We start from the raw sequence: 11,174 nt of genomic DNA, 5'->3' as shown, positions 1-11,174 counted from the left end.
TGTAGTTGCATATCGCTTTATTCGATAAAAATAACATCATGCATTTTTAGTTGATTAAATGGCAATTTAGATATGACTTGCAGCTCAAAAAAAGTTTAGAGGAAAAGGACAAGAAATAGGAAATGGCGTTTAGGGTTATTGGGCCATCAGAGAAATAATATGTTGTTCATCAAAGTAAAAATAACATTTAAAAATGTCACCTTTCTTATAATCACGAGATAATGTCTCGATTAATTGAATGAAGAGCAGGTTTTCTAATAAGTCTATTTTAATTATTTCCGCGACAGAAAAGTCAAAGTAATAGCCGACTTTAGGATATAACGCTTTAAACATGGCTTCTTTAGATGAAAAAGCGATCGTAACGGCAGTCGCTAATAACTCAACACCAGAAGATGTCAGTAAATTGAGTTCATTGTTAGTGACGATAGTTGATGCAATGGAACTTGCTAACGCTTTGTCTATAACACCTTCACAGTCAATACCAATGTATTGGTAGGAAGAAACCTCCGCTACCGCAGCCAACGCAATTTGCTTGCTATGGGCAATTGAGCCAATGATCCTATCTGGCCAGATTGGCGCACGATTTTCACCTATATTGATAGTTACTCTCTCAGTAGAGAGTAACTGTAGAGCTTGCTGGGAACAAAACCGACCGGCTAAAAACTCAGCTTGACGTTTATAGACAGAATTTGCAATTTCAGCAGGACAATCCACCCCCAGCATCTCAAACATATTCAGCTGATATCGTGCAATGTCAAAATGACATTTCACTATCATCAGGTTTGAAAAAGTGGGTAATTCAAGCGTCTCTATACGATGGATGAAATCATTGATTGTTACGGGCAATGTAGGATGATAGCTCAAGGCTCTGCCCCTTCAGATATACTAAATAAAAATTTCAAAAAACATCTCCTTAGAGCAAAAGCATGAACGTAAAATATTTGAGCATAACCTTCAACAAGTAACATTTTATTATACGAAACGCCGTAGAATCATACTTCTAAGGCTGTTGATGGCTTAACTACCGACAGATATTCGCCTAAGAAAACACCACTAAACGTTCAAAAAACATTTATGGGTTTGCCTAGGTTCCCCCTCACTCAGTTGACATATCTAATTGCTAAAATCATATCCACAAAGGACTAGGAATGACGTTATGTTGAGCTTAACGAACATGTTTAGTCTACATGCCATCGCTTATCTTCAAACGCGTTAACAGCGCGAACCTAACTTTAACCACATATAAGTCTAAAAATACAAGCCTATATTGCCCAAATCTAACAATCAAATAACGTAGTTCACAAAATACCATTCTTTTCCTACAACTATTTATATTTTGCCGCTGCTAACACATCAATCAAGAATTCTTTTAAATACAGTCATGTACACCTGTCACATCTTGTTAACAGTTTGATTTAAATAACTTTTATACACCTCACCGGAATAAAACCTTTTATTAGCACTTATCACTACAAAAAGGAAGTACGCCTATTATCTAAAACCGATTAAACCGTCTTTATAGTCAAAGTGACTACCAATTATAAAATGAAAAATCTTTTCAAAATGAAGAGAGGAGGATCTATACGCCCACGAAAAAAATAATTTAAATTATTGTTTTAAAAGGGTTTTATTTACTGTTATGTTTTTTAACGCAGAACATTTAATCAAAAGGAGAGACCATGATTTTGCAAAATATCACCAAGATGCTGGAAGAGGTGCTCGGCGTAGAGCAACAAGAAATAACCTTAGAGGCGAACTTAGTCGATGACTTAGCTGCGGAATCAATCGATTTCGTCGACATTATTTATGCATTAGAGCAAGAGTATGACCTAACGATTGCGCCTGGCGACATCTTCCCTGCGTTCTTACAGCAAGGGCAATTTCTTAATAGCTCGGGTGAAGTCAGTGATGAAGTACGGAGTAAGTTAAACAGCCAATGCCCACATCTATCGAGTGCTTGCTTGAGCGAGTTTTATGATAAAAAACAAGCCAGTATATTCTTTAGAGTCAGTGTTCTCGTTGACTTTATTGAATATAAACAGAATACCAAAGCGGTTTCTGCTACCCAGCAAACTGCAGAGCTAGCATAAAGAAAGGGGTTAAGATGTATCCAACAGATGTTGTGGTAACAGGCCTAGGTTGCGCCAGTGCTCTAGGTAATAACAGTGAACAAATGTGGCAATCCTTAATTGCTGGATACACTGGCATTAAGCCATTAGTACAGCATGATCCTCTGGCCTGCGAACAAGTACATCTGTTAGCAAAATGTCAACAATTGGAATTTTTATCTGGCCACATGGATAAGTGGCCCCTGACTCAAAAGCAGCTACGCCAAATGTCAACGGTATCCAAGATGCTCTGCCACAGTGCTCTCAATGCCCTAGATCAAGCGAAGCTGTCCTACGACGATATAGCTAATAATCTCAAAGTCGGCACCATTATAGGTGCAGGCGTCAATTTGTGTGAGGAGCAAACCAAATTACTACCAGCGCAACGTAACCCTAACTGGCTATTGCAAACTTACCCCAACATACACTTGGCCCATTTATCTCGAGTGCTAGGGCTAACTGGGTTTGCAACCACCATAGTAAACGCTTGCACCAGTGCTAGTCAGGCTATAGGCCAAGGTATGCAGATGATCCGTGCAGGCTTATTAGACATAGCCTTAGTCGGCGGTGCTGATAGTCGTATCTCACCGGCCTTCTTGTCCGGATTCTCACGCTTGAATATGCTCAGTAAAGGAGCAGACCTTGAGCAAGGTATGCGACCTTTTGATCAACACAGGGATGGATTTGTGTTAGGAGAAGGCGCTGGCGTGTTGATATTAGAAAGTGCTCAACATGCATCCCAACGTGGTGCAAAACCATTAGCACAAGTGCTTGGCTTTGGCTGCAGTCAAGATGCCTATCGCCTAACGGAGCCTTGCCCTCAAGGCAAGGCCCGCGCCATGGCATTAGCACTACAAGACGCGAGTATCAATGTTAGAGATATCGGCTATATCAATGCCCATGGCACAGCAACGCAGCAAAATGACTACGCCGAAACCCTTGCGATACAACAAATATTTGGTTCATTAACACCATGGGTGAATTCCAGCAAGGGATTTCTTGGCCATAGCCTCGCCGCCAGTGGGGCATTAGAGGCAATAGTTTGTATTAAAAGTTTACAACAGCAAATGCTCCACCCCAATCGCCCATTTACCCAATCAAAAGACACTCCCCCACTGACATTAGTGGGAGAGCAAGCTATTTCCTGCAAATTGAATTTTAGTTTATCCAACTCCAGTGCCATTGGTGGGACCAACACCAGTTTAGTTTTTAAGAGGATAGAAAAATGAGTGAGATTGACCGGATTGTTATTTCTGGCATCGGCGCATTAACCCCGTTAGGCGCAGATATCAATGAGCACCTTGCCGCCCACCAGCAAGGTGAGTCCTGTTTACGGGCCAAGCACGAACTACCGTTTTTACAAGGCGATGTTTCTGAGTCCAATATAAAACAATGGATCCCAGATAAAAAGTCTTGCCGAATGCTCACCCGTCAAGGTTTACTGGGGATTGCCAGTGCTACTTTAGCTTTAAACCAAGCACAGCTCAGTACCAGTGAACTCGCGGAACAAGACCAACTTAACGGCGTTATCTACGGCGCTTTTTATAGTCAAGGTGTGCTCAATGCTGCTCAGCCTTACCTTAATGCACTCGATAACTCAGATGCCATTGATTACCAGGCATTTGGCGATCGCCACTATCGCGAATTTCCACCACTGTGGATCTTACCGCGTTTGCCCAACACCACCGGCGGTCAGATCTCGATTCAATATGGCCTGCGGGGACTCAGCTACAGCGTGGTAAATGGCCCCGCTGGCGGCATGATCTCAGTGGGTGAAGCCTTAGAATGCATACAAGACGGCAGGGCCCGTCGCTTTGTTACTGGTGCATCAGAAATGGATCCGACTATTGAGCAGCTCTTTGCGCTCGATCAACTTGGCGTGCTTGCCAAACAGACGCCATCAAAAGCGGGCTTGACCATCAGTGAAGCGGGTGTGAGTTTTATTGTTGAGCCCCTTGCCCTTGCTCAATCGCGCCAAGTATCAAATAGCATTGAACTGGTTGCTTATGAAAATAGCTATATTCCGCACATTCTCACTCTTTCTGAAGCGGAGCTTGAACAAAAAGTCAGAGCCCACTTTTTACGTACACTCGATAAAGCGGAACTATCACCCCAAGAGATCAGCGCTATTCAATTAACTATGGCCGGGATCCCTGCCCTTGACCAAAGTGAAGCGAAGGCAACGCAGCAGGTATTTAGCGCAACCGTTCAGGTGCTTTGCGCCACTGATTACTCTGGCTTTGCATTAGGTGCAGCCGCGGCTACTAACCTCTTTTATGCTTGCTTGCAGCTGCAACATCAGTACTTAGCACCGGTGTTAAATCAAGCCAAGAAACCGCTTATCGGACAACTTAATTACCAACAAAAATGTCAATTAGATGCCGGTATTACCACCCTCTTTTGCCATCACATTGACCATCTTGGTAACCAAGTCAGTCTAATTTTGCGTACCACAGCACACCATCTCAAGCAGGAGCTAATATGAAAAGAGTAGTTATTACAGGCATGGGCGCAGTCAGTGCCTTTGGCACAGGTACCGAGCGACTTTGGCAAGCCTTGTTGGCCGGTAAAAATGGCATTACCCAGATATCGCACTTGCCATTACAAGGTGACATTGTTGCCATTGGCGCCGCTATTCCAAACTTAGAAAAAGAAATACAGGCCATTCCTAAGCTGGCTGCGATGCGAACGTTAGATCCATCGATCAAGTCGTTCTTTCTGGCAGTACATGAAGCGGTCGAACAAGCAAAACTCGATTTTACAACCCTTAATTTGGCAAAAGTGGCGACCATGATAGCCGATCGGCCTTTTTCGCCTACCAGCTTAATGGCGCAATTTTTGCCTTCTATTAAACAAAGTCTCACTAATGAAAACATTGCCAGCCTTTCGCCCTTGCAATACTGGCAGGCATTGCAAAATGATAACGAGTTAAAACATCGCTATCGCTGCGATGAACGCGACAGCATTAATCACTTTATCGCCCGTTATTACCAACTAACAGGCCCTGCCCTAAGTATTGGCACTGCGTGTGCTTCCGGTAACAATAGTATCGGTGAAGCATTTGAAAAAATTCGTCATGGCCGCTTAGACTGCGCGTTAGCCGGTGGCGCCTACGATTTTGATATGAATTCAATGGTTGGCTTTACCCGCATTGGCGCGTTAAGCACTCATGACAACCCTGATACTGCGTGTCGACCTTTTGATGCTAGGCGCAGTGGCTTTGTCATGGGTAGCGGCTGCGGCGTGTTAATTATGGAATCTCTTGAACATGCCCACGCACGCGGCGCCAATATCCTGTGTGAAGTCACAGGTTATGCTTCTTATTCAGATGGCTATCGCGCCACTGACCCCGACCCTTCCGGCATGGGCGCTCAGCGCACCTTACGCGGCGCATTAGCTACTGCGCAGTTAGCGCCAGAGCAAATTGGTTACATTAACGCCCATGGCACCTCAACCACAATGAATGATAAAACCGAGACCAATGCCATTAAAGCCGTGTTTGGTGAACATGCCTACCAGCTGCCTATTTCCTCCACTAAATCGATGATCGGTCATGGCATTATGGCCGCAGGTGCGCTAGAGGCCGCGGCTTGCATCAATGCGCTACGCGATCAGACGATACATGGTACCCGTAATTATCAGCAGCACGATCCTGAGCTTGATCTTGACTATGTTGCTGAAGGAGCTCGTCAGTTAACACTGAACCATGTTCTGTCTAACAACTTTGGCTTCGGCGGACAAAACGCCAGCGTGATCTATTCCCGATTTGTGGCGCAATAAGGAAAGCCTGATGAAAAGTACTTTAGTCGCATTATCAAAGCTCAATATCAGCGAATCAGCAAAAGAGATTGTTGCGGATGTCTGGCTTGATTTAAGCCAACATCGATACCTTTATTCTCATAAATTAAATAATCAAGTCGTGATCCCCAGTGTGTTCTTACTAGAAATGGGTCTAGGCGTATTATCTCGTACATCATTTGGGGAGGAGTTGACGCAAGCCTCAGCCAAGCAGCAAAGCTTGTGTTGGCAAAATATCACCGCACCGCGATTGGCTTATCTGATTGGTCAAACTAAGCAACACCTTCAGGTACATTGGCGGCCCATGGAAAATGGTTTAGTGTTGACTATTTGTTATGACAAGTTAAATGAGCAAGGGCAATGTGTTAGGCCAGCCTTAACGGTATTAAGCGCAGAGTTACTGCTACCAGGCTTGAATTCAAAAAGCGCTGCAGATGAACCACGCAATGTAACAACACCGACCACAGAAGAAATAACCAATGCCTACCTAATACCTAGACAAGTAATTGACGACTATAAAGATCTATCGCCAGGTAAACTCGGTATTTTATTTTGTACCTTAGAATTTCGTTATTATTGGCAGCAGCAAAAACACTGCCTCTGGGCTTATTCTGATATTAGCAACAGTGCCCAATATTGCTTTAGTAGCGAATCAGACCCCTGCTTTGTCAGCCCTGTTTTGGCCTGCATGTCAGCTATCCAACATTTGCCTTTTTATGGTTATTTACAAGGCCAAGTCGCGATCCCAGCCAGTATAGACCAAATAACCTACCTTCCCGGTTGGCAAAATAAAGATAACAATCAGGGTAAACTCATCAGCCAAATCACGCCATCCAATAAACCACACCACGTCGATATTTTGCTAATGAGACAAGATAACCTCCATCCGATAGCGCTATTAACTGGCTATCAGTTACTACCAAAAGTCACTGCAAGGAGCGCCGCATGAAGCAATGGTTCTTTGTACACTTTGCGCAACACCTTCAGCAAAGTTCAGAGCAGTTAAGTTTTGAATGGCTGATTGACCCACAGCAACAAGTGTTTTTGCAACATCATATTTTCTCTGGTCAATGCTTAGTTCCCGCAGCAATTTCAGCGGAGCTGTGTGTTCAAGCCGCAATGCAGTTTGCGCAACTTACGCCACAAGTAAACCCTGTACAAATACGTTATCCGAAGATCACCATCGAGTCATTTAATATTAAACGGCCACTTGCCTTAGCAAGTAATGAGCAGATCCGACTGTTTATTAGCGCGACACACGTTAAGGGGGGGGGTTATAAGGTATCACTGCGGCGCCATCTATATCATGCCAATGGTAAGTTGTTACGGCATAATGTGTTGGTTGCACAAAGTGTTATTCAGATTTCAACGGCCATACCGACAACAACAGAACGACCTTATTTATCTCAATTGAACAGTATGAGTAAGGCGCTTTATCAATCGTTCGATTTTGGCCAAGCTAACTACTATAAGTTGATCAACCCCAGCCACGGCGATCTTTTTCAAAGCTTGACTGGTAAGTGTACGTTATCTACGGACCAACAATGGCTGGTATCTGAATTTAATATTGAAGATAAAGAGCAGCGCTACAGTCACATTGATGATCTACCTTTTGTTTGTTCACCCTTGGCAATAGATAGCGTACTGCAGGCGTGTGTACTGAGCTGCATCCAAGTTGAGAGCAAACAGCATGAAGATTTTTTCAGCAAATTGCCGGTTGCGATGAGTCAGGTGCAGTTTTTTCAACCGTTTCAATTCAATCATCTCTATCAATGCATGTTGAATTTGGTCTCGCTCGATGACCAGACTCAGGTTTTGCGTGCGTGGGTAAAAGATCAGCAAGGTCAGCTCATTGCTTACTTTGACTCCATTACTTTACACCGTGCGCCTAATGAGCGCCGCCTTGCTTGTCAATTTGAGCGTGACTACCACCGATTTTTATTAACAGATCAACAAAGCAAACCTGATGTGGAGGTTTTATGTTAAGTATAAAAAACAAACAGCGCTTAAATAGATGGCTAGATGGCGCAAAACAAGGCTTGAATCAGCAATCCCGTGGCATTAAATACAAATGGCCAAATACACCCGGCCAGCCAAGTCAAGAAACCATTAGCCAAGTTAGCCTGCCACTACTTGAAGGGGCAGTGGTGCATTGGGATAAACACGGCTTATGTCAGTTCCATTGCCGTATTAATGAACAACATTCGCCTTACTTACGCCATCACCGCTTTCCGATGGGCGACATCATGCCTGCTACGGCTGTCTTAGAATACTTTGTTGAAGCCGCGTCATGGTTACAGCAAAAAAGCCATGGTCACCAGCAATGGTACCCACTACAGGTGAGTCAACTGAAGCTTGATCGCGTCTTAATATTGCCTCAAGGCTCATCTGCAGTCGATCTTCAAATTCATGTTAACAAGCGTTTTATTGGTCCCCATGGCCATGAAATTCAGCTTAGCTTGCATAGCCCCCGATTTAACAAGCAAGGGAAATATCTTGGCCTTAAATGCCATGCCAGTGTCACGATTGGTTTTGATCCCAGCGTGCGCGCCACCAATAAAGTGCCACTGCTGAATGGCTTAGTTCATCACTATCAAACCACCGAACAACAAATATATAGCAAAGTGCTCACTAGCCACGGTGAAAAAATGCAAAGTATTACTGGTGAACTGTATATCAATGAGGAACGAAATCAGATCCTCGCTTCTTATGATTGCCAAAACAAAGAAGCTACTTGGTTAAATAGCGGTAATGGCCACTTTGTCTTATCACCTTTAGGCTTAGATTCCTGCTTGCAGCTGCTGTGTTTTCTCGCGATTTTGCAAGATGGGCTGCCCAGATTACCGGTATTTATTGGTCAACTTAACCTGTATCGCGCGCATCCAATGGATCAGCCTTGTCGCGCCTTGATCGAATTAGTGCAACAAGACGTGGGTAAAACCGAAGCCAAAGTGACCGTTTTTGATCAACACAACCGAATCGTTTTCGATGTAAAACAAGCTATCGCACAAAGCCATCAAGGGGGCGCGTTTGATCTTAGCTTGTTTGAGCGCTGGCTTGAAAACATCTTAGTGGCAGCTCATGTAGAAGAGACAAGTACAACAGGGGAACAGCAATGAAATTTAATGCCACCCAGTCGCCCCATTTACCGCTGCAATATAATTTAAAAGGTAACCAGGCATCGAAGATAACCTTAGTCTTTCTAAATGGGCTCTTTCATGGCGAAGCATCTTGGATCAAGCAGCAACGTTATCAAGGTTTTCAAAACTACAAGCAATTGTTCCTCGATTATCCTGGCTGTGGCGGTAATCAACTCAGTAGCCAGCAACAAGATTTTACTTTTAGTGATATTGCTAATGCCATCACAGAGCTGCTCCAATACCTATCCCTTGAGCGGGTGATCTTAGTAGGTTATTCCCTCGGTGGCATGCTCGCCCTTGAAATGGCCAAACAGTGGCCAGCGCAAACGGCGCAGCCTAATCTCCATACTCCTCATCTAGAAAAAATAGTGTTAATAAACAGCGCTGACCGGATCAGTATCAAGGGCCAATGGATGATGAAAAATGTGCAGCAGTTGCTCAACCTAGATATTCCTCTCCCGACCCTTTTTAGCCAAGTTTACCCTTGGTTTTTCAGTGATGAATATCTGCTTAAACTCGATAGTATGAGTGATTACGTATTACAAAGTTACGCCAACTACAACCAAGACAGCCAAGGCTTAACGGCATTTTTGCACGCTTGTCATCGCCGCCAAAATTGTGATGGGAACACTCGCCAATCTACGCCTGCGCAACCTAATGAGCAGGCTGTGCTCAGCATTCCGATGTTGCTGATAACGTGCAGTGGCGATCCGTTATTTCCACCTAGCATTACTACTGTTTTTTGCCAGCAAAGCGCAAACATTACCCAGATCGATCTTGAGCTGCAATCCCATGTTGCCAATCTTGAAGCCGCCGTAGCTGTGAATCGACACATCGAACAATTTATTCCAGAACACTCGCCACTTGAACAAACACTAATAGGAGCGACCCATGCAGCCATCCTCTAATATTCCGATTCAGCTTCGCAGTTATCAAGGAGCCAGTCTCATGGCTCAACTCGATATTAATTTAACTGAAGCGCCTTTGCCCATTGAACCATTGAATCAATTATGCGCGCAAGATGGACTGACTTCATTACATGTATTGGTTGATGCCAGCCAAGGAGAACCCGCTTTGCTAGAGCAATTATTTGTTTTATTACAAGGCCTGTATCGACCATTAATGCGTGGTAACAACAAACAGGTTTGGGTGGTTTGGCAGCGCAGCGGTGAGTCGATAATTAGAGCGGGTGCTCAAGCGTTATGCCAAATTGCTGCATTAGAGTTGGCACGTAAAGGGGTGAGCATTAATTTTATTCACCAACGTTACGCTTTGTCAGATCAGCAGCGGCAATGCCTGCTACATTGGCAGTTTGCTCATTACTGCACCGCGCAAGCCTTTTCACTGCCAGAAGCCCCATTATCGCAATTAGAGAAACGAGAGGAGTTATTATGAAAACGGTATTAATTACCGGTGCTGCGAAAGGCATCGGCAGTGCCATGGCGAATTATTTTGCTAAACACGGCTACCACGTTTTAATTAACGTACGTCAGCAAAATCAGCACAGTGATGCGCTGCTACAAACGATAAAGCAGCAAGGCGGCAAAGCAGAGCTGGCGATATTTGATATCACCGATAAGCTCGCGCGCGAACAATACATGCAGCAATGCCCCTCCCTTGATGTATTAATCAACAATGCCGGATGCTTAGCCGATAACTTATTGGTGCAAACGCCATTAACAGATTGGCAACGTTGCATGGCTACCAATTATGAGGCCAGTTGCGCATTGTTTGAGTTGGCCAAACCGCACTTACTAAAATCGAAACAGGGTTGCGTAATCAATATGGCCAGTATTTCTGGGGTTCGTCCACGTGCAGGGCAAAGTGCTTATAGCGTCTCTAAAAGCATGTTGATTGCATGGACTCATTGGCTTGCACAGCAATACCCACAAATAAACAGTTTTGCAATTTCACCGGGGCCCGTAGCAACCGACATGATCGTTAACGCACCTTGGTATCAGGAAAAAAACGCGTTTAATCGGATCCCCTTACGCCGTTTTTGCCAGCCGGAGGAGATCGCCCATGCCGCATATTGCTTAGCGACCCACCCAATGATCCACTCGGGAGAAAATTTGATTATTGATGGTGGTTATACCCAAACAACACAAACCGCCTAAGGAGTAATCGA

General features: G+C 44.3%; 11 protein-coding genes. 10 read left to right on the top strand and 1 reads right to left on the bottom strand.

Features of this window, described 5'->3' with window-relative positions:
- Nucleotides 1–135: 135 nt before the first annotated feature.
- On the bottom strand, nt 136–864 hold the full coding sequence (locus Q4519_RS07625) for a 4'-phosphopantetheinyl transferase (protein WP_232801236.1): 729 nt from the start codon (nt 862–864) through the stop codon (nt 136–138).
- 815 nt (nt 865–1,679) lie between these two features.
- Here Q4519_RS07625 and Q4519_RS07620 point away from each other — a divergent pair.
- From Q4519_RS07620 to Q4519_RS07575, 10 genes are read left to right on the top strand one after another with little or no spacing between them, the layout of a single operon-like run.
- The gene (locus Q4519_RS07620; protein WP_232801237.1) at nt 1,680–2,090 is read left to right on the top strand and encodes an acyl carrier protein; all 411 of its coding nucleotides are present in this window, start codon (nt 1,680–1,682) and stop codon (nt 2,088–2,090) included.
- 14 nt (nt 2,091–2,104) lie between these two features.
- Nucleotides 2,105–3,337, top strand: a complete 1,233-nt coding sequence (locus tag Q4519_RS07615) for a beta-ketoacyl synthase (protein ID WP_303511325.1) — start codon at nt 2,105–2,107, stop codon at nt 3,335–3,337.
- The gene (locus Q4519_RS07610) at nt 3,334–4,593 is read left to right on the top strand and encodes a beta-ketoacyl synthase N-terminal-like domain-containing protein (RefSeq protein ID WP_303511323.1); all 1,260 of its coding nucleotides are present in this window, start codon (nt 3,334–3,336) and stop codon (nt 4,591–4,593) included. The genes Q4519_RS07615 and Q4519_RS07610 overlap by 4 nt, the downstream gene beginning before the upstream one ends.
- Nucleotides 4,590–5,888 carry a beta-ketoacyl synthase gene (locus Q4519_RS07605; RefSeq protein ID WP_303511321.1) on the top strand — a complete coding sequence of 433 codons (1,299 nt, stop codon included), beginning with the start codon at nt 4,590–4,592 and terminating at the stop codon, nt 5,886–5,888. Before Q4519_RS07610 ends, Q4519_RS07605 begins: the two co-directional genes overlap by 4 nt.
- A 10-nt stretch (nt 5,889–5,898) precedes the next feature.
- A complete protein-coding gene (locus Q4519_RS07600; RefSeq protein WP_232801241.1) occupies nt 5,899–6,855 on the top strand; it encodes a hypothetical protein in 957 nt (318 codons plus the stop codon).
- Nucleotides 6,852–7,892: a polyketide synthase dehydratase domain-containing protein gene (locus Q4519_RS07595; RefSeq protein WP_303511319.1), complete on the top strand. Its 1,041-nt coding sequence runs from the start codon at nt 6,852–6,854 to the stop codon at nt 7,890–7,892. The genes Q4519_RS07600 and Q4519_RS07595 overlap by 4 nt, the downstream gene beginning before the upstream one ends.
- A complete protein-coding gene (locus Q4519_RS07590) occupies nt 7,886–9,025 on the top strand; it encodes a polyketide synthase dehydratase domain-containing protein (RefSeq protein ID WP_303511318.1) in 1,140 nt (379 codons plus the stop codon). Before Q4519_RS07595 ends, Q4519_RS07590 begins: the two co-directional genes overlap by 7 nt.
- Nucleotides 9,022–9,954, top strand: a complete 933-nt coding sequence (locus Q4519_RS07585; protein ID WP_303511316.1) for an alpha/beta fold hydrolase — start codon at nt 9,022–9,024, stop codon at nt 9,952–9,954. Before Q4519_RS07590 ends, Q4519_RS07585 begins: the two co-directional genes overlap by 4 nt.
- On the top strand, nt 9,938–10,441 hold the full coding sequence (locus tag Q4519_RS07580; RefSeq protein WP_303511314.1) for a hypothetical protein: 504 nt from the start codon (nt 9,938–9,940) through the stop codon (nt 10,439–10,441). Before Q4519_RS07585 ends, Q4519_RS07580 begins: the two co-directional genes overlap by 17 nt.
- On the top strand, nt 10,438–11,163 hold the full coding sequence (locus tag Q4519_RS07575) for an SDR family NAD(P)-dependent oxidoreductase (RefSeq protein ID WP_303511313.1): 726 nt from the start codon (nt 10,438–10,440) through the stop codon (nt 11,161–11,163). Before Q4519_RS07580 ends, Q4519_RS07575 begins: the two co-directional genes overlap by 4 nt.
- The last annotated feature ends 11 nt before the right edge of the window (nt 11,164–11,174 follow it).

This window comes from Motilimonas sp. 1_MG-2023 (assembly GCF_030547455.1).
Lineage (GTDB): Bacteria > Pseudomonadota > Gammaproteobacteria > Enterobacterales > CBDFNC01 > Motilimonas.
This window is presented reverse-complemented; position numbering and strand designations above follow the sequence as displayed.